Below are 20111 nucleotides of genomic sequence, written 5' to 3' on the forward strand. Positions count from 1 at the left end.
TATCCGTAAAAAGTGCGGTCGATTTTTCCGAAGTTTTAAAACTTTGAAGAAATCGACCGCACTTTTATATATAATAGCCGCCGTTAGGGTCTGTTTATGTTTTATAACCGGTTGCGTTGTTGTCTAAAATAGCCACAGGTAAGGCGTAAAATGCGGTGAATAGCAGGCCCTATTAACAAGTTTTTCACTTCAGCCAATTCATTTTAGGAACAAAATGTTAAATAAAGTTGTAGAAAGTCTGCTTACGCCAAGTAATTTATCCGTAAAAGATCTTCCCAATATTTTTGATCAACTTGCTCATCGCCATTTAGATTATTCCGATCTTTATTTTCAGCTCAGTCAAGACGAAAGCTGGGTGCTGGAAGACGGCATTATCAAAGAGGGCGGTTTTCATATTGATCGCGGGGTTGGTGTGCGAGCTATTAGCGGTGAGAAAACGGGTTTTGCCTATTCCGACCAAATCAATTTGACAAGCCTGCAGCAATGCGCCAATGCGGTGAAAGGTATTGCGCCGGCAGAACAAGGGCGGATTATCACTCCGACGGGATTTAACCGGGTCAATCCGATTTTACGTTATGCCGCGGTTAATCCGTTAGATACCTTAACGAAAGAACAGAAAATCGAATTACTGTATTTGGTGGATAAAACGGCGCGCGGTATGAGCCCTTATGTAAGCCGGGTTTCGGCAAGTTTAAGTTCCATATATGAAGAAGTGCTGGTAGCGGCAACGGACGGCACATTAGCCGCCGATATTCGTCCTTTAGTACGTTTATCCGTTTCCGTACTGGTGGAAAAAGAGGGTAAGCGCGAGCGCGGAAGTGCCGGTGCGGGCGGGCGTTTTGGCTTGAATTGGTTTCTGGAGTCTTTCGAAGGCGAAGTTAGAGCCGTATCCTTTACCAAGGAAGCGGTGCGTCAAGCGCTGGTGAATTTAGAAGCGATTCCGGCACCAGCGGGGTTAATGCCCGTAGTATTAGGTGCGGGCTGGCCCGGCGTATTATTGCATGAAGCCGTGGGGCACGGTCTGGAAGGGGATTTTAACCGCAAAGAAAGCTCGCTGTTTTCGGGCAAAATCGGCGAATTAGTTACTTCGCCGCTTTGTACGATTGTAGATGACGGCACGTTAGAGAACCGCCGCGGATCACTTACCATTGATGACGAAGGTACGCCAAGTCAGCGCAACGTATTGATTGAAAACGGTATTTTAAAAGGTTATATGCAGGATAAAATGAATGCCCGCCTGATGGGTGTCGCGCCGACCGGAAACGGGCGCCGCGAATCTTATGCGAATTTGCCGATGCCCCGCATGACTAATACTTATATGTTGTCGGGCGACAGCAAGTTTGAGGATTTGATCGGTTCAATTGATAGAGGTATCTTTGCCTCGCATTTCGGCGGCGGGCAAGTGGATATTACTTCCGGAAAATTCACTTTCTCCACCACAGAAGCCTACCTTATTGAAAAGGGGAAAATCACTCGTCCGGTAAAAGGCGCTACTTTAATCGGCAGCGGTATTGAAGTGATGCAGCAGGTTTCAATGGTGGCGGATAATATGGAAATCGACCATGGTATCGGCGTGTGCGGTAAAGAGGGACAAAGTGTGCCGGTCGGCGTGGGACAACCCGCATTAAAAATCGAAAGAATCACCGTTGGCGGTACAAATTAAACAATAACGAAGACCGTACATAAAAGTGCGGTCTTTTTTATGTGAATTTTTATTCATTATATTTGACTAATTATTCAATAAGTTCTATGCTAAATCCAATTTAACACAACATAAGAAAGAAAAGGATAAAACTATGAGCCAATATACTCGCAAAACATTTGATGAAGTGATGATCCAAAACTACGTACCTGCGGATTTTATTCCTGTGAAAGGCAAAGGTTGCAAAGTTTGGGATCAGCAAGGGCGAGATTATATTGATTTTACCAGCGGGATTGCCGTAAATGCATTAGGACATTGTCCTGACGAAATCGTCGATGTGCTGAAAAAACAAGGCGAAACTCTATGGCATTCAAGCAACTGGTTCACCAGTGAACCGACTCTGGAACTTGCCTCCAAATTGGTTGAACATACCTTTGCCGAACGTGTGATGTTTGCCAATTCCGGCGGTGAAGCCAATGAGGCGGCGCTTAAATTGGCGCGTCGTTATGCGGTGGATAATTACGGCTATCAAAAAGATACCATTATTTCATTCAAAAAAAGTTTCCACGGACGTACCTTATTTACCGTCAGCGTCGGCGGTCAGGCGAAATATTCGGACGGATTCGGCCCGAAACCTGCCGGAATCGTGCATTTGCCGTTTAATGATCTTGATGCGGTTAAAGCGATGATTGATGATCACACCTGTGCGGTAATCGTTGAGCCGATTCAGGGAGAAAGCGGTATTATTCCGGCCACCAAAGAATTTTTACAGGGTTTGCGTCGACTTTGCGACGAAAATAACGCTCTGTTGATTTTTGACGAAGTACAAACGGGGGTAGGGCGTACCGGTTATTTATACGCATATGAAAGCTATGATGTAGTGCCGGATATTCTGACCTCGTCAAAAGCCCTTGCTAACGGTTTTCCGATTAGCGCAATGTTAACCACCACAAAAATTGCCGCCAGTTTCAAACCGGGCGTGCACGGTACTACATTCGGCGGTAATCCGTTAGCCTGTGCGGTCGGGGCGAAAGTGATTGAGACGATTGCAAATCCGGCGTTTCTTGAAAATGTGCAAAAAACATCTGCACTTTTTATCAGCGAATTAAACAAACTTAATGAGAAATATCACTTATTTAACGAAGTTCGCGGTCAAGGATTATTAATCGGGGGCGGAATTAATTGAAAAATATCAGGGCAAAGCCTCAGAGTTTGTCAAAGCCTGTGCGGATAATCAACTTATGATTTTAGTCGCTGGGCCGAATGTGCTACGTTTTGCACCGGCATTAAATATTAGTCAACAGGAAGTGGCGGAAGGATTTAAACGTTTAGATCAGGCTCTGCAAAAATTTGCTTAAAATTGTGAAGAAAAGCGAATTATTTAAAAATTCAATATTGACATAAACAGTAAATAACTTTACACTTCTTGACGTTTTATCTAAGAGTGACTTTGATAGAGCTAAACTTTAAATATTTTATTCATAAAACCCTTTTTAGCCAGAGTATTTTTGCTCTGGCTCTTTTCTTTTTAAACTTCCGTTTCTTTTGAATTTGATCTAAATCTAGGAAATTTACCTAATTTTTATATTTTTCTAGTGTTGCTTGCTCGTTTTAGCTAGAATTGGCGAAAATTTTTGCTTAATTTATAAACGAGGAGTCGCTATGAACTACCCTAAAATTGCCCAACAGGTTATCGAAAAACTTGGCGGAAAAGAAAATATCGCTAATCTTGCGCATTGTGCAACGCGTTTGCGCTTGACAATGAATGACGAAAGTAAAATCGACAAACAGGCCATTGAAGATATCGAGGGCGTAAAAGGGCAGTTTTCAACCTCCGGTCAATACCAAATTATTTTCGGTTCAGGTACGGTGAATAAAGTTTACGCCGAAATGAATACCATTATGAACGGTTCGCCGTCGGCGGATTCCACCGGGGAAAGTCAACAGGCGAAAGGGCCGCAGCAAGGTTTGATTCAACGATTAATTAAAGGTCTGGCTGATATTTTCGTTCCCATTATTCCGGCTATTGTCGCCGGCGGTTTGTTAATGGGGATTAATAATGTCTTTACCGCAAAAGATTTATTCGAAGAAGGGAGGACATTACTCGACCTTTATCCGCAATACAAAGATTTAGCGGATTTAATTAATACCTTTGCTAACGCGCCTTTTGTGTTTCTGCCCGTATTGTTAGGTTTCTCGGCAACCAGAAAATTCGGTGGCAATCCGTTCTTAGGAGCGACATTAGGTATGTTGCTCGTTCACCCCGCTTTAACCAATGCTTACGGTTATGCGGAAGCGTTAGCCGGCGGCAATCTTCAATTATGGAATATTTTCGGGCTAGAGATTGAAAAAGTCGGTTATCAAGGTACGGTTATTCCCGTTTTAATTGCCGCCTGGGTATTGGCGACTTTAGAAAAATTCTTAGTGAAAGTAGTGCCTTCCGTATTAAATAATTTAGTCACGCCGTTATTTTCATTATTTATCACCGGTTTTTTGGCTTTCACCGTAATCGGACCTTTCGGTCGTGAAGCGGGGGAATTTTTAAGTCAGGGTTTAACCTGGTTATATGATACTTTAGGTTTTATCGGCGGCGGCGTGTTCGGCGCATTATACGCACCTATCGTGATTACCGGTATGCACCAAACCTTTATCGCCATTGAAACGCAATTGCTGGCAAGCACTGCGGCAACTTTTATCTTCCCGATTGCCGCCATGTCGAATATTGCGCAGGGTGCCGCTTGTTTAGCCGTTGCCGTGTTAAATAAAGATGCCAAAACCCGAGGTCTGGCGTTGCCTTCCGGTATTTCCGCATTATTAGGGATTACCGAACCTGCCATGTTCGGGGTGAATTTGCGCTTCCGTTATCCGTTCTATGCGGCTATGTTAGGTGCCGGTTCCGCCGCGGCGTTTATCGCGTTCTTCAATGTTAAAGCCACTGCGCTTGGCGCGGCGGGCTTAATCGGTATCGCATCAATTCGTGCCGGCGACTGGGGAATGTATTCCGTGGGGATGGTAATTTCGTTTTGTGTGGCTTTCGCTGCGGCATTAGTGCTGGGCGCAAGAGCTAACGCAAAAGAATAGTTTAAAAAATCAGTCAAAAAAGACCGCACTTTTAACTCAAAGTTCGGTCTTTTTTTTGCTATTTTTTCTCCGGTTTTTCCGTATCGGTTATTTTTAACCGGTAGGAAAATATTAATCCCAACAGGCTTAAAACGGATAAGGTCTGCAAGGCGATTTGCAGACCGTAATGATCTGCAATCCAGCCCACAATTGGTGAAAATATCCCGCCCATAGTGATTCCCAGCCCAAGGGTAATGCCGGCTGCAAAGCCGACGCTTTTGGCAAGATAAGTCTGACCAAGCACGACAATAGGACTATATTGAGTAAAAACGCCCAATCCCAACGGAATTAGCAAAATAAATGAGAGCCATAAGTTTTCGCTTTGAGTAAAAATTAAAATAGTGGGTAAAAAAATCAAATAAGCGTAGCGGATAATTCTGACATAACCCAAGCGATCGGAAAGCAACCCGCCGATAAAGGTAATGGCGACCCCCATTGATAAAAATATCGTGAGCGCAAAGTTAGCGTCGGTTTCTTGTTGATGAAGTATATGAATCCAATAGATAGGAATAAAAGCGTTAAGTACTGTGAAATTGGTGGCGCGGACAAAAATAATCACCGACAATTTGGCAAAACTGCGCCAATCGTTTTGTAATGTGGTAGAAGCGGTGTTTTTTGCTTTATTAACCACATTTTCGACTGTTAATTTTGGCAACTGTAAGAAAATAATGAGCGCGATGATCGTGTTAATCAGGGCAAAAATACTTAAGGTTTGTGCACCGAATAAATAGGCGAGCCCCGCGAACATCGGTCCTATAGCAAAACCGGCATTGCCGCCGACGGCAAAAATCCCCATAGCTTTGCCTTTTTCTCCGCCGGACATTCGGTTAACCAGTCTCGCTCCTTCCGGGTGAAACAGAGCGGAACCTATGCCGGCAATCATGGCAAAAAAGAATAAACCCGGGTAGGAATGGACAAAGCCCATAGCGGCGATACAGCAGCCTGACAGCATCATTCCCAAAGGAATTAACCAAGGCATAGAACGTTTATCCGCCAAATAGCCGAAAAACGGTTGAGCAATTGAGGCGAGAACCGTGTTGGCGAAAATTAATCCGCCGGCTTCCTGATAGGTCAATCCGTAATTTTTTATAAAAAGCGGAAGCAGGGCAGGGAGCGCTCCTTGCGCCATATCGGTGACGAGATGCCCGATTGCCGCAAGATAAACAGCGAATTTGTTTTGCATAATAAGTTCGTTAAAAGATAAATAAGTTCTATTATAATCCCGAAGTTTCCGGTGTATTTTAATAAAACGAATTATTTTGCGTTTTATTACTTAAGATCAAAAGACGGGTATCGGGCAATTAAAAGTGCGGTGAAAATTTGCGTTTTTTTGGCGGGTAGAAAAAAGCCCTTTCATCATGAAAGGGCAAAATACATTTGGAGTTATATTTTTAAAGTATGTTTGTATTATATATGCGGAATTTTAACTTTTACAACATATTTTTAACATTTACTTTTGGTGAGGATTGCGCGTATTGCCGCCGGTTAAATTACGCATTAACAACGCATAATCCAGTTCGATATCGGCCGGTACATCTAAGAACACAAAATGTCCGTCGCCAAGCCCCGCTTCCACTTCTTCATTTTTGCGGTTCAGCATACGATTGATTTTAAATACGATGTTACCCTTCGGTGTCATCATTTCCACTTCGTCGCCTAGCAGAAATTTATTTTTTACCGCCACTTCCGCCATACCTTGTGCATTACGTTTGCCGGTAAATTCGCCCACAAACTGCTGACGTTCGGAAATACTGTAACCGTATTCATAGTTTTGATATTCATCATGGGTATGACGACGTAAAAAACCTTCCGTGTAACCTCGGTGTGCCAGGCTTTCCAATGTATCCAGCAAACTGGTGTCAAAAGGTTTGCCCGCCGCCGCGTCATCAATGGCTTTACGATAAACCTGAGCGGTACGCGCGCAATAATAGAAGGATTTTGTGCGACCTTCGATTTTTAACGAATGCACGCCTAGTTGAGTGAGTTTTTCTACATGTTGTACGGCACGAAGATCTTTGGAGTTCATGAAGTAAGTACCGTGCTCGTCTTCAAACGCCGTCATTTGTTCGTCAGGGCGGTTAGGCTCGGTATAAAGGAACACTTTATCTGTGGTTGCGCCTTCCCCTAATGTAGGCGATACGTTTTTAACCACAATTTCAGGTTCGTATTTTTGAACGTTGTCTTTCGGTACGATATTGCCCACATCGTCCGTGGTGCCTTCTTCTATTTTATATTCCCAACGACAGGCATTAGTGCAAGTACCCTGATTCGGATCTCGTTTATTTATATAGCCCGAAAGCAGACAACGGCCGGAATATGCCATGCATAATGCGCCGTGAACGAAAATTTCCAGTTCGATATCCGGCACTTGTCGGCGGATTTCGGCGATTTCTTCAATGGAAAGTTCGCGGGATAGAATTACGCGGGTAAGCCCCATTTGTTTCCAGAATTTTACCGTCGCCCAGTTTACCGCATTGGCTTGTACGGACAAGTGAATGTCCATATCCGGGAAGTTTTCCCGTACCATCATGATAAGACCCGGATCCGACATAATCAGCGCATCGGGGTTCATGTCCACAATGGCTTGAATATCTTTGATAAAGGTTTTTAGTTTTGAATTGTGCGGCGCAATGTTAACCACTACATAGAATTTTTTGCCTAGGCTATGAGCTTCATCAATGGCTTGCTTTAAGGTTTCGTGATTAAATTCGTTGTTACGTACGCGTAAACTGTAGCGCGGTTGCCCGGCATAAATGGCATCGGCGCCGTAAGCAAAGGCATAACGCATATTTTTCAGCGTGCCGGCAGGGGATAATAATTCCGGTTTAAATGGAGTAGTCATAAGTTTCTCTTTAAGGTCTGAGTTCAAATCAGTGATTCGCTGGGGCGAACCGTAGGACTGTGTATTTTATGGAGATTTATCGAATTGTAAAGAAACGAAGGAAAATATCTTAATTTATTGTTCTATTATTAATTAAATTCATATTCAAATTGAATTTTTTAAAATTGACACATATTAAAAAGATAAATAATCTACATACATTGCAGTTAACAGAATCGGCCATGCAATTATAAATATTAATGAGGTGAATTATGAGTTATGCGAAAGATATTGATACATTGAATCAGCACGTTGCGGATTTAAACGGGCAAATTAATGTGTCTTTTGAGTTTTTCCCGCCGAAAAATGAAAAAATGGAAGAAACCCTATGGTCATCAATTCATCGTTTAAAAACGCTTAATCCGAAGTTTGTTTCGGTAACTTACGGGGCGAATTCCGGTGAGCGGGAACGTACCCATTCCGTGGTGAAAAACATTAAGCAAAAAACTGGTTTGGAAGCTGCACCACATTTAACGGGCATTGATGCAACACCGGAACAATTAAAAGAAATTGCGCAGGATTACTGGAATAACGGTATTCGCCGCATTGTGGCATTACGGGGCGATATTCCGGCAGGCTATACAAAAACGCCGTTTTATGCCTCCGACTTAGTGGCGTTGCTGCGCTCCGTTGCGGATTTTGATATTTCCGTGGCGGCCTATCCGGAAGTGCATCCCGAGGCAAAATCGGCGCAGGCGGATCTGATTAATTTAAAACGTAAGATTGATGCCGGCGCGAACCATGTGATTACGCAATTTTTCTTTGATATTGATAACTACCTGCGTTTTCGTGATCGTTGCGCTTCAATCGGGATTGATGCGGAAATTGTACCGGGGATTTTACCGGTGACGAATTTTAAACAGCTGCAAAGAATGGCGGCGCTGACGAATGTGAAAATTCCTAATTGGTTAGCGGTAAATTACGAAGGGCTGGATGAGGATCAAACCACCAGAAATCTGGTTGCCGCCAGTGTAGCCTTGGATATGGTACGGGTACTTTCCCGCGAAGGCGTGAAAGATTTCCACTTTTATACTTTAAACCGCAGCGAACTGACTTATGCGATTTGCCATATATTAGGCGTCAGACCGAAGTAAAAGTGCGGTCGTTTTTTACGAAATTTTTATTTAACGGTGCTTTAGGGTCTGTTTATAAAAGATAAACAGACCGATTATCGCATCGTTAATTTTTTGGGGATGGTGGCTAAATTTTTTCTTTCTTCAGCAATGAAATTAAGAAAATAAATGAAGAGCAAATTACCACGGACGGGCCTGCAGCCGTGTTATAGAATGCGGAAAGCGTTAATCCCAGAGATACCGCTACAATACTTAACCCGACCGCGATGATTGCCATTGATTCCGGCGTTCGGGCAAATCGTCTGGCGGTTGCGGCGGGAATAATGAGTAGCGAAGTAATGATTAACGCGCCGACAAATTTCATGCTTAATGCAATGGTTAGTGCGGTTAAGATCATTAAAATAAACCGCATTCGGCGGATGTTAATGCCTTCTACTTGAGCCAGTTCCGGGCTTACCGTGGTGGAAATTAACGGTTTCCAAAAATAAATAAGGGAAATTAAGACGATCAAAACACCGATACCGATATAGATTAAATCTTCGTAGCTGACCGCCAGCAAATCGCCGAATAAATATCCCATTAAATCCACCCGCACATTTTGCAGCAATCCTACGGTGACCACGCCTAATGACAAACAGCTATGAGCGATAATGCCCAATAAAGTATCTACCGAAAACTGCGTATTACTTTCCAGCCATACCATTGCCACCGCTAAAATCAAGGTAAGAATCAGAATGGATAAATAAGGGTTAATATCCAGGCAAATTCCCAGTGCGACGCCTAATAATGCGGAATGGGAAAGGGTATCGCCGAAATAAGCCATTTTACGCCAAACTACAAACGCACCTAACGGAGCGGTAATAAATGAGAGTAAAATGCCTGTTAACCAAGCGGGAAAAATAATTTCAAACATAATTTATTCCATTATCTCCCGTTGTTGATACATTGAACGGAATGCTTATTCCCAATACAGCAAACATCGCCGTGCATATTGTGTTGATGGTTGTGATGATGAGTATAAAACGCCACATTTTGGGAGAATTGATCGCCAAATAAGTGAATAAAAGTAGGGTCATTGGATACTTTTTCAGGCGAACCCGCGCAACAAATATGCCGATTAATGCAAACTACTTCGTTGGTATCCGCCATAACGATATGCAAATCATGGGAAACCATAAGAATTGCGCAATTGAGTTTTTCTCTTGTTTGATGGATTAACTGATAAAGTTCAATCTGCCCGCTGAGATCAACCCCTTGCATAGGTTCGTCCAATACCAATAAATTCGGTTTGTTAAGCAATGCTCTGGCAAGCAGAACCCGCTGCATTTCACCACCGGATAGCTTTTGCATACTGCTGTGAATTAAATGTTTAATGGAAAGCAGTTCGATGGCATCCTGAATTTCCGCTTTTGAAATACCTTTTTTTAAGGATAAAAATTTTTCCACCGTAATAGGTAAACTTTGCTCCAAATGAATTTTTTGCGGCACATAGCCGATACGTAGATCCCGATGGTGAATCACTTTACCGTCGGTTGGCGACAGTAATTTAAGTAATACTTTAAGCAGCGTGGATTTACCGCCGCCGTTTGGTCCCACAATAGTAATGACCGTATTCGGGTAAATGCTGAGATTAATATTTTGTAGTGCCGTTTTCGCGCCAAAAACCACTTTGATATTCTGCAATTCGATAAGCGGGATTTTGATAGAATTTATTTGCATTGATGAAATGTCACGTACTTTAAAAAATGTGCTAAACAATAGCCTATTTTTGTCGAGTTCTCAAGTTTTCCGGGAATAATTTGCTGCAAATCCGTAAGATAACGTCGTAATTTTCCTTACGTTTATTTTTGAGTGCGGAGAAATTGTACTTCTAAAAAATTTTTCTTGTGTATAATGAATTTTTTCAGATTTTTTTTGTCTGAACGAAACGTAATGTTTATGTAAATTTATGTAAAGGGAAAATAGAGTGGCGCAGCACGTAAAATTAGCAAGGGATAGACGTAAGCGAAAATCGCGTATTAAAGCGGCGATTTTCTTTATGGCTATTATATCTATTTTTACCGGTACATTTCTTAGTTTAAAAGATTCCGTCGAAGACAAAAATATTGACGGGGATACGGCTTTGGCGCAAGCGGAACAATTTGAAAAATTAACGCCGGATGCCGGAACATCAGACAGACTGACTCAACACCTGCTGGATCAGGCGAAAGTATTAGCCGAAGACAATAACGCCACTTCTTATGACGACGATTTATCCGGTCAGGACGATGAAGTTGATGAAATAAAAATCGATCCGGACGACTTTGATATATCTTCTTTGCCGCCGGAAGCGCAAAGCGCGTTAAGTGATCTGTTGGACGTGGCGGATCAAGCCAAGCGTATTTCGGATCAGTTCAGTCATACCATAGTTCGCGGCGACGAATTAAAAGACGTATTGGAACTTTCAGGTTTGGAACCTATGACAGCTGAAGGGTTAATCGCAAGTTATCCGGAATTGAAAAAACTTAAAGCCGGTCAACAAATGTACTGGATCCTGGATAAAAACGGCGAACTGGAATATTTAAACTGGCTTGTTTCGGAAAAAGAAGAACGTATTTATGAGCGACTGGAAAGCGGCAAATTCGAGCGCCAGATTTTAGAGAAAAAAAGTGTTTGGAAGAAGGAAGTGCTGAAAGGAAAAATCACCTCGTCATTCCGTGCAAGTTTGCTGAAGTTAGGCTTGGATCAGCGTCAAGTCAGCCAATTAACTAATGCGTTACAATGGCAGTTCAGTATGAAAAAACTGATGAAAGACGATAATTTTGCGATTTTGATTTTTCGCGAATATTTAGGCGATAAATTAACCGGGCAGGGTAATGTTGAGGCTATTCATATTATTAGCCAAGGCAAGAGTTATTATGCTATTCAGGCGGAAAACGGACGTTATTACAGCCGTCAGGGTGAAACCTTAGGCAAGGGCTTTGCCCGTTATCCGTTGCAGCGTCAGGCACGGATTTCTTCGCAATTTAATCCTCGTCGCAGACATCCGGTAACCGGCCACGTTCGCCCGCATAAAGGGGTGGATTTCGGTGTACCTACCGGTACGCCGGTGATTTCACCTGCCGACGGCGTGGTAGAAAAAGTGGCTTACCAGAAAGGCGGGGCGGGGCGTTATATTATGATTCGCCACGGTCGCGAATATCAAACCGTTTATATGCATTTAAGTAAGCCTTTAGTTAAGGCGGGTCAATCGGTTAAACGAGGTGAACGCATCGCGCTTTCGGGAAATACGGGGATTTCTACCGGTGCACATTTACATTATGAATTCCATATTAACGGGCGACCGGTAAACCCGTTAACGGTGAAATTGCCCGGCACCAGCAACGAAATGCGTGATAGCGAACGCCGACAATTTCTCACCAAGGCAAAATACGTAGAGCGTCAGTTAAAAATGTAATTTCAAAGTGCGGTTAAAAATTCAAAAATTTTAACCGCACTTTTTTCGTTTTGTATCTTGCATAGACGTCATGAAAATTATATATTTAGAATTAAAAATAATTCTCATTTGTTATTATGATCCATCGTCGTTATTTAATTTTATTACTTCTCTTATTATCTATAATTTCTTTATTCCTCGGTGTGAGCTCGGTTAATCTTAAGGGATTACTGTATTTTAACAGTGAGCAGTGGCAAATTCTGTTAATTAGCCGCGTTCCCCGTTTAATCAGTATTTTAATTGCCGGTTCGGCACTAAGTATTTGCGGCCTTGTTATGCAGCAATTGAGCCGTAATCGCTTTGTTTCGCCTACCACCGCGGGCACGATGGACAGCGCACGTCTTGGTATTCTTATTTCGATGCTGGTTTTTCCCACCGCTTCTATGCTGTTTAAAACGGTGATCGCAATTGTCGTTTCTTTTCTCGGCACCTTATTGTTTATGACAATCCTCTCCCGCCTTAAATTTAAGGATAGTATTTTCGTGCCTTTGGTCGGCATTATGTTCGGCAATATTATCAGTTCCGTTACCGCATTTATTGCCTATCAGCAGGATATTCTGCAGAATTTATCGGGCTGGTTGCAGGGTGATTTTTCATTGATTATGAGCGGACGTTATGAAATTCTTTATTTCAGCATTCCCGCCTTGATTACGGCTTATTTGTTTGCCAATCGGTTTTCTATTGTGGGTATGGGACAGGATTTTGCGGTCAATCTCGGTTTGAATTATCAGCAGGTGCTATATCTCGGTTTGGCCATTGTTGCCACGGTATCTTCGATTATTATTGTGTCCGTAGGCGTGATTCCGTTTCTCGGCTTGATTATTCCTAATTTAGTCACGCTGTATTTGGGGGATAATCTGAAAAAAATCCTTTCTCATACCGCACTTTTAGGCGCCGTTTTTGTTTTGTTTTGCGATATTTTCGGGCGCATTGTGATTTATCCTTATGAAATTGCCATCAATGCGGTTGTAGGTGTATTCGGCAGTGCTATTTTCTTATATTTGTTATTTAAGCGGTATCGGCATGTTTAGTTATAAAAATAAAATACATAGCAAACTGATCCGTCAGTTGGGTATCTTAGGCATGTTGAGCCTTGTCGCGGTGGTTGCCTATTTGTTTTATCGGCTGCCTAATCGCTGGGAATATGCGTTATATCACCGTTCGCTAAGCCTGGTAGCCATTGTGGTGACAGGTGCGGCAATTGCATTGGCAACCATGATTTTTCAAACCATCGTGAACAACCGAATTTTAACACCGAGTATTTTAGGGCTGGATTCCTTATATTTATTAATTCAAACCTTAATTATTTTCTTGTTCGGTAGCAAAACCTTATTGGGAATTAATCAGACATTGCTGTTTTTTCTCAGCACCGGCGCCATGGTTATGTTTGCGCTGGGCTTGTATCATTTCCTGTTTAAACGGGAGAGGCAAAATATTTTCTTTTTATTATTGGTGGGGATTATTTTCGGTACGTTTTTCCAAAGTTTAACGACTTTTATGGAAGTGCTGATTGATCCGAACGAGTTTCAAATTGCGCAGGATATCGGTTTTGCCAGTTTTAACCGCATTAATTTGGATATTCTTTGGATTGCGCTCGGCATTTTGCTGGTAGTGATTTTTTATACCTGCCGTTATCTTCGCTATTTTGACGTACTTGCTCTTGGGCGGGATCAGGCGATTAATCTAGGTGTTGATTACCAAGCCGTAACCCGCCGGTTATTGATTATTGTGGCGATTCTGACCTCGGTTTCCACTGCACTTGTAGGGCCTTTAACCTTTTTAGGATTGCTAGTGATGAATGTAACGTTCGAATTTATCCGCGGATATCAACATAAAATCTTAATTCCGGCGGCGATGCTCATCTCCGTAATGACGTTGGTTATGGGTCAGGTACTGGTTTCGCAGGTGTTCACTTTTAATACCACTTTGAGCATTATCATTAACTTTACGGGCGGCGTATATTTTATTTACTTATTATTAAGAGCAAACAAAAAATGGCAATAGAAATTAAACACGTTAATAAAAGCTATGGCTCGAAAAAGGTTGTAGATTCCGTTTCATTAGTTATTCCTAAAGGGAAAATCACCTCGTTTATCGGCCCTAACGGGGCCGGCAAAAGCACGGTGCTTGCCATTATCAGCCGCTTACTAAACGCCGATAGCGGTGATGTATTATTGAACGGGAAATTATTAAACGAACAAAAAAGTGCGGATATTGCCAAGCAGTTATCTATATTGAAGCAATCCAATCACATTAATCTGCGTTTAACGGTTGAAGAACTGGTGGCATTCGGGCGGTTTCCCTATTCAAAGGGAAATTTGAAAAAAAACGACCGCACTTTTATTGACAACGCCATCGGTTATATGGATTTAGAAGAATTCCGCCATCAGTATATTGACGAGCTCAGCGGCGGTCAGCGTCAACGGGCGTATATCGCTATGACTTTAGCTCAGGATACCGATTATATCCTGCTTGACGAACCATTGAATAATCTGGATATGAAACATTCGGTACAGATTATGCAGGTTTTGCGCAAATTGGTAACGGAACTGAATAAAACCGTAGTGATTGTGATCCATGATATTAATTTCGCCTCCTGTTATTCCGATTATATTGTCGCCATGAAAAACGGTAAATTGGTCAGGCAAGGGAGTATTGCGGAAATCATGCAAACATCCGTATTAGAGGAAATTTACGGCATGGAAATTCCGATTCAGGAAATTAATGGCAACAAAATTGCCGTTTATTTTAAAAATTAGCATTGATTGATAAGGAGAACTCAATGAAAAAAACATTAATTACATTGGCGGCAGGCTTGGTTGCGGCATTTGGGGTGGTAAGCGCACAAGCGGCGGATATCGGCTTAGAGACTTTCGGCGGCAAACAAATTGTGCCGGAAAATCCTAAACGGGTAGTGGTGCTGGATTTTGCCGCGCTGGATACGATTCGTGAAATCGGTGCGAAAGAGACGGTTGTGGGAATTTCAAAAGGGCGCATTCCGCAATATTTAGCTGAATTTGATACGGACAAGTATGCCAATGCGGGAACAATGCCGGAACCGGCGTTTGAGAAAATTAATGAAATGTCTCCAGATTTAATTATTGCTTCGGCGCGTCAGAAAAAAGTATTGGCTCGGTTAAAAGAAATCGCACCGGTATTTTATATGGAAAACGACTACGAAAATTATTATCCGTCGTTTGAGCAAAATTTATTAGCCTTAGGGAAAATTTTTAATAAAGAATCCGCGGTTAAGGAAAAACTGGCTCAGTTAGATAACCGAATGACGGCTCTTGCCAAATTAACCGCCGGTAAAAGCGCGTTGGTGACAATTGTAAACGAAAGCCGTATCAGCGCATTTGGCGATAAATCCCGTTATGCTTTGGTATACCAAAAATTCGGATTTACGCCGATTGATAAAAATTTATCCTCATCGACTCATGGTAATAGCGTAGGGTTTGAATATATTGCGGAGAAAAATCCTGATTATTTATTGGTGGTTGATCGCACGGCGGCAATTACGGACAAAGCCAATAATGCGCAAACCGTGCTTGATAACGCCTTAATCAAACCGACTAAAGCGGCAAAAAATAATCATATTGTGTATTTAAATGCCGAAAACTGGTATTTAGCCTTCGGCGGCTTGCAGTCTATGGATACTATGATTTCTGAGATTGAAAGTGCGGTCAAATAATCCGAAATTTTAAGAAGAGAACTAAGAAGAGAACAAAGGCGAATTAAAAATTCGCCTTTTGCCGTTTTGAGAGATTAACCTAAAATGGAATTTAATTCGGCACTCACTTCTTCTACTTTTTTGGTGCCGTCTAAACGGAAGTATTTGGTGTTGCCTGCATTAGCTTCCGCTTGATAGTAGTCAACCAAAGGCTGGGTTTGTTTGTGATAAACCGCTAAACGATCCAAAACGGTTTCCGGTTTGTCGTCGGCGCGGATAATTAAATCTTCGCCGGTCACATCGTCTTTGCCTTCCACCTTCGGCGGGTTATAAACGATATGATATGAACGACCGGAGGCCTGGTGCACGCGGCGACCGCTCATGCGCTCTACAATCACTTCGTCCGGCACGTCGAATTCTAATACGTAATCAATGTTCACGCCCGAGTCTTTTAACGCATCCGCTTGCGGAATGGTGCGCGGGAAACCGTCTAATAAGAAACCGTTGGCACAATCCGGTTGGGCAATACGGTCTTTAACCAGGGCGACGGTTAATTCGTCAGGCACTAATTTGCCTTCATCCATTAATGCTTTAGCTTGTTTACCTAATTCGGTGCCCGCTTTGATTGCGGCGCGGAACATATCCCCCGTTGAGATTTGCGGGATACCGAATTTGTTCATGATAAATTGAGCTTGTGTTCCTTTGCCTGCGCCCGGTGCGCCTAAAAGAATAATTTTCATAGAAATCTCCATTAATTGAATAACTTGCTTACCTTACCTTTAAAGAAAAGTGCGGTCAATTTTTTTATAGTTTTTTTTATTTTTCTTTCCAAGGGGCAACCCAGATCAGGCACAGCATGCCGGGAATTGCCAGAAAAAAACAGAGCCAGAAATAGTGGTAATAGCCCATGTTTTCAATCAGCACCCCGGAAAATGAATTAAACACCGCTCTCGGCAATGCCGATAAGCTGGTGAAAAGCGCCAGTTGGGTGGCGGTATAAACGGGGTTGGTGGCTCTGGCCATAAAGGCTACAAAGGCGGAAGTGCCCAGTCCGATGCCCACATATTCCGCCATTACCACAACGGTTAGGGCGAAAATGGCAAAACTGTCCACTTTTTCAAAGGGGCCGAGCTGCGCCAGCCAGGCAAAGCCGAGAATGGTGACGATTTGTACCAAACCGAACAGCCATAGGGCTTTGTTAATGCCGATTTTCAGGGTAATCATGCCGCCGATAATGCCCGCAATAATCATCGGCCAAAGGGATGCGTTTTTTACCACTAAACCGATTTGCGTTTTGGTAAAACCCATATCGAGATAGAAGGCCGAAATTAATGCGGTGGCCATGCTGTCGCCGAATTTATAGAGAAAAATAAAGGTGAGAATGCCGATTGCGCCCCACAATCCCTTACGTTGGAAAAATTCCTTAAAGGGTTCAACGATATTTTCCGCTAACGTACGGTTGCTTTTGAGTTCGATTTGAGGTTCATGGCTGATAAATAACGTCATCAGCAGCCCCGGCAACATAAACAGTGCGGTAATGATAAATACCGCCTGCCAGCTGAAATGATCCGATAAAATCAGGGAAAGGGAACCCGGCACCAAACCGGCGATACGGTATGCGCTCACATGGATTGAATTACCCATGCCCAATTCTTGGTCGGACAGAATTTCGCGACGATAGGCGTCAAGTACAATATCCTGGCTGGCGGAGAAAAAGGAAACCATGGTGGCTAAGCCGATTAACAGGCTTAAACCCTGGTTGGTGTGCGGATCGATAAAGCCGAATAAACCCAATGAAATCAACAGTAATAACTGGAAAATCAGCATCCAGCCGCGCCGACGGCCTAAAAATGGCGGTACAAAGCGATCCAAGAAAGGCGACCATAGAAACTTCCAGATAAAGGGCAGGCTGGTCAGCGTGAAAAAGCCGATGGTTTTTAGATCTATTTCGGTGGAACGCAACCAGGTCGGAATTAAGGAGGTTAAAATATATAAGGGCAAACCCGAGCTAAATCCGGTGAAAATACAGATCAGCATATTACGGTTGAAAATATGGGAGAAAAAATGATTTTGAGACATAAAGTGCGGTCGGTTTTTTTTAATTTTTTAGCAAAGCTTTCTTTTATTAATGACGGTAGTCTGGTGTTATCCTGTTTATAAATATTTTGGCACACGCCGGGAAGCGTGCGCCATCAATACTATCAATAGAGATGCCGGGTAGAATTTATCTCACCACAAATCTGCATTATTAATCACGATAACCTTTCGGGTTATTTTTTTGCCAGTTCCAGGTATCTTTCATCATTTGTTCAAGACCGCGCTGCGCTGTCCAACTAAGTTCTTTTGCCGCAAGACTCGGATCGGAATAATAGGCGGCAATATCGCCCGGACGGCGCGCAACGAATTTGTGAGGTAACGTCATATTATTGGCTTTTTCGAAGGCTTTCACCATATCCAGTACGGAATAGCCGATGCCGGTACCTAAGTTGTAAATATGTAGACCTGCATCATCTTCGTGACGAGTTAAGGCTTTTAAATGACCGATTGCCAAATCCACAACATGAATATAATCGCGTACGCCGGTACCGTCATGAGTGTCATAGTCGTTACCAAAAATAGATAATTCCGGCAATTTGCCAATCGCTACCTGGCTGATGTATGGCATTAAATTATTCGGAATACCGTTTGGATCTTCGCCGATTAAACCGCTCTCATGTGCACCGACCGGGTTGAAATAACGCAGGATAATCATACTGAAACGCGGTTCAGCCTTAACGACATCAGTTAGTATTTGTTCGACCATTAACTTGGAAGTAGCGTAAGGACTGTTGGTACCGCCTACTTTGCAGTTTTCTGTTACGGGAATGGTTTCCGGCTCACCATACACGGTGGCTGTTGAGCTGAATACAAGATTCCACACGCCGGCTTTTTTCATTTCCTGCACTAATACAAGGGAGCCGGTAACATTATTCATATAGTATTCGGCAGGTTTTTGTACGCTTTCGCCCACAGCTTTTAAACCGGCAAAATGGATCACGGATTTGATCTGGTTTTCGGCAAAAATCCGTTGTAACAATGTTCTGTCTAATACGTCACCTTCATAAAATTTAACACTTTTTCCGGTGATTTGTTTTACACGCTCAAGGGATTTTGGGGATGAGTTGCAGAGATTGTCTAAAACCACTACGTCTTCGCCCGCATTTAATAATTCCACTATGGTATGTGAACCGATATAGCCTGCGCCGCCCGTTACTAATATTGTCATAGTTTATCCTTGTATAAAGTGAATTTCGTCGTTAGTATAAAACTTTTAAATCACTAGGAAAAGTGAAGAATGAGTTATAAACTCAAATCTAATAGAGGAAATGAATATGAATTGGTATCTTTCGGTATTGAAAAAATATGCGGTTTTTTCGGGCAGAGCAAGACGTAAAGAATTTTGGATGTTCATGCTGTTTACCACGATAATCGGTATCGCTTTAGGCGTGCTGGATGTGTTATTTGGTTTTTATGATCATCAAACCGGACAGGGTTTTTTATCCGGTATTTATAGTTTAGCGGTATTAATTCCGACCATTGCCGTAAGCGCCCGCCGTTTGCACGATACGGATCGTTCCGCATGGTGGTTGTTATTAGGCTTTATTCCGGTTATCGGTATTTTGATTTTAATCGTCTTTTGGTGTTTTGACGGTTCGTTCACCACAAATCGTTTCGGCGTTAATCCTAAACAGGATTTTCTATATGAAAAAAATAAACGGACTCAATCGGATATAATCAGCAAATCTTGAGTTTTAGCGCCGGTTAATCGCAATGTAAAAGTGCGGTGAAAAAACAATGTTTTTTAGAAATTTTTAATTTTGTTATATAAATAAAAAAATAATTAAGAAAGGTATTGAACTTTTTATTTAATACGCCTGTCTTAAACAGCGTAAAATCAAACGATATAAACTCAGCCGAGTTATATTTTGACTAACAAACGATAAACAGTAATCATAACTTTATGGAGTTTTAAAGCATGAAATCTATTGTAAAAGTATTAGGTATTTTGGTTATTGCAGGTTCCGTAGGCGCTTGCAGCAATATGTCTAAAACCCAAAAAAATACGGCAATCGGCGCAGTAGCCGGTGGTGTTGTCGGTCATGCGATTGGTGAATCTACCGGTGCTACGTTAGGTGGGGCTGCTTTAGGCGGCTTAATCGGTAGCCAGGTAAAATAATCGCCTTAGATTAATAAGATCCGCAACAGCGGAT

General features: G+C 42.4%; 17 protein-coding genes and 1 pseudogene. 11 read left to right on the forward strand and 7 right to left on the reverse strand.

The window, feature by feature from the left end:
• Window positions 1-214 precede the first annotated feature (214 nt).
• The 3 genes and pseudogenes from tldD (at window position 215) to MS_RS03630 (ending at window position 4723) form a co-directional block, all read left to right on the forward strand.
• On the forward strand, window positions 215-1663 hold the full coding sequence (tldD, locus tag MS_RS03620) for a metalloprotease TldD (RefSeq protein WP_011199959.1): 1449 nt from the start codon (window positions 215-217) through the stop codon (window positions 1661-1663).
• Window positions 1664-1796: 133 nt separating this feature from the next.
• Window positions 1797-3000: pseudogene (locus MS_RS03625) on the forward strand (aspartate aminotransferase family protein).
• 304 nt (window positions 3001-3304) lie between these two features.
• Window positions 3305-4723, forward strand: coding sequence for a sucrose-specific PTS transporter subunit IIBC (locus MS_RS03630; protein ID WP_041639616.1), 1419 nt, complete (start codon window positions 3305-3307; stop codon window positions 4721-4723).
• A 58-nt stretch (window positions 4724-4781) separates the two neighbouring features.
• On the opposite strand, the gene MS_RS03635 is transcribed toward MS_RS03630, so the two are convergent.
• Entirely contained in the window at window positions 4782-5945 is a 1164-nt protein-coding gene (locus MS_RS03635; RefSeq protein ID WP_011199964.1) for an MFS transporter, read from the reverse strand.
• Window positions 5946-6212: 267 nt separating this feature from the next.
• Window positions 6213-7604, reverse strand: a complete 1392-nt coding sequence (yegQ, locus tag MS_RS03640) for a tRNA 5-hydroxyuridine modification protein YegQ (RefSeq protein WP_041639618.1) — start codon at window positions 7602-7604, stop codon at window positions 6213-6215.
• A 251-nt stretch (window positions 7605-7855) separates the two neighbouring features.
• Between yegQ and metF the strand changes: the two genes are divergently transcribed.
• A complete protein-coding gene (gene metF / locus MS_RS03645; RefSeq protein WP_011199966.1) occupies window positions 7856-8737 on the forward strand; it encodes a methylenetetrahydrofolate reductase in 882 nt (293 codons plus the stop codon).
• Window positions 8738-8843: 106 nt separating this feature from the next.
• Here metF and znuB read toward each other — a convergent pair whose 3' ends face one another.
• Complete coding sequence (gene znuB / locus MS_RS03650) at window positions 8844-9629, reverse strand: zinc ABC transporter permease subunit ZnuB (protein WP_011199968.1); 786 nt, start codon at window positions 9627-9629, stop codon at window positions 8844-8846.
• A gap of 11 nt (window positions 9630-9640) precedes the next feature.
• A complete protein-coding gene (gene znuC, locus MS_RS03655) occupies window positions 9641-10435 on the reverse strand; it encodes a zinc ABC transporter ATP-binding protein ZnuC (RefSeq protein WP_041639619.1) in 795 nt (264 codons plus the stop codon).
• A 247-nt stretch (window positions 10436-10682) separates the two neighbouring features.
• Here znuC and mepM point away from each other — a divergent pair, with 247 nt between their 5' ends.
• From mepM to MS_RS03680, 5 genes are all read left to right on the forward strand, one after another.
• Entirely contained in the window at window positions 10683-12152 is a 1470-nt protein-coding gene (gene mepM, locus MS_RS03660) for a murein DD-endopeptidase MepM (RefSeq protein ID WP_011199970.1), read from the forward strand.
• Window positions 12153-12268: 116 nt separating this feature from the next.
• The gene (locus MS_RS03665; RefSeq protein ID WP_011199971.1) at window positions 12269-13222 is read left to right on the forward strand and encodes an ABC transporter permease; all 954 of its coding nucleotides are present in this window, start codon (window positions 12269-12271) and stop codon (window positions 13220-13222) included.
• Window positions 13215-14195, forward strand: a complete 981-nt coding sequence (locus MS_RS03670) for an iron chelate uptake ABC transporter family permease subunit (protein ID WP_050738251.1) — start codon at window positions 13215-13217, stop codon at window positions 14193-14195. Before MS_RS03665 ends, MS_RS03670 begins: the two co-directional genes overlap by 8 nt.
• Entirely contained in the window at window positions 14186-14950 is a 765-nt protein-coding gene (locus MS_RS03675; RefSeq protein ID WP_011199973.1) for an iron ABC transporter ATP-binding protein, read from the forward strand. The genes MS_RS03670 and MS_RS03675 overlap by 10 nt, the downstream gene beginning before the upstream one ends.
• 23 nt (window positions 14951-14973) lie before the next feature.
• Window positions 14974-15882, forward strand: coding sequence for a siderophore ABC transporter substrate-binding protein (locus MS_RS03680; RefSeq protein ID WP_041639622.1), 909 nt, complete (start codon window positions 14974-14976; stop codon window positions 15880-15882).
• A 74-nt stretch (window positions 15883-15956) separates the two neighbouring features.
• Here MS_RS03680 and adk read toward each other — a convergent pair whose 3' ends face one another.
• The 3 genes from adk to galE form a co-directional block, all read right to left on the reverse strand.
• Window positions 15957-16601, reverse strand: a complete 645-nt coding sequence (adk, locus tag MS_RS03685; protein ID WP_011199975.1) for an adenylate kinase — start codon at window positions 16599-16601, stop codon at window positions 15957-15959.
• Between the two features lie 76 nt (window positions 16602-16677).
• Entirely contained in the window at window positions 16678-17940 is a 1263-nt protein-coding gene (locus MS_RS03690) for an AmpG family muropeptide MFS transporter (RefSeq protein WP_011199976.1), read from the reverse strand.
• A gap of 169 nt (window positions 17941-18109) precedes the next feature.
• Window positions 18110-19126 carry a UDP-glucose 4-epimerase GalE gene (gene galE / locus MS_RS03695; RefSeq protein WP_011199977.1) on the reverse strand — a complete coding sequence of 339 codons (1017 nt, stop codon included), beginning with the start codon at window positions 19124-19126 and terminating at the stop codon, window positions 18110-18112.
• Between the two features lie 106 nt (window positions 19127-19232).
• On the opposite strand from galE, the gene MS_RS03700 reads away from it, so the two are divergent.
• Both MS_RS03700 and MS_RS03705 read left to right on the forward strand, forming a co-directional pair.
• Entirely contained in the window at window positions 19233-19649 is a 417-nt protein-coding gene (locus tag MS_RS03700) for a DUF805 domain-containing protein (RefSeq protein WP_050738252.1), read from the forward strand.
• 227 nt (window positions 19650-19876) lie between these two features.
• Window positions 19877-20077, forward strand: a complete 201-nt coding sequence (locus MS_RS03705) for a glycine zipper 2TM domain-containing protein (protein WP_011199980.1) — start codon at window positions 19877-19879, stop codon at window positions 20075-20077.
• Window positions 20078-20111 lie beyond the last annotated feature (34 nt).

Source organism: [Mannheimia] succiniciproducens MBEL55E, assembly GCF_000007745.1.
Classification (GTDB): Bacteria; Pseudomonadota; Gammaproteobacteria; order Enterobacterales; family Pasteurellaceae; genus Basfia; species Basfia succiniciproducens.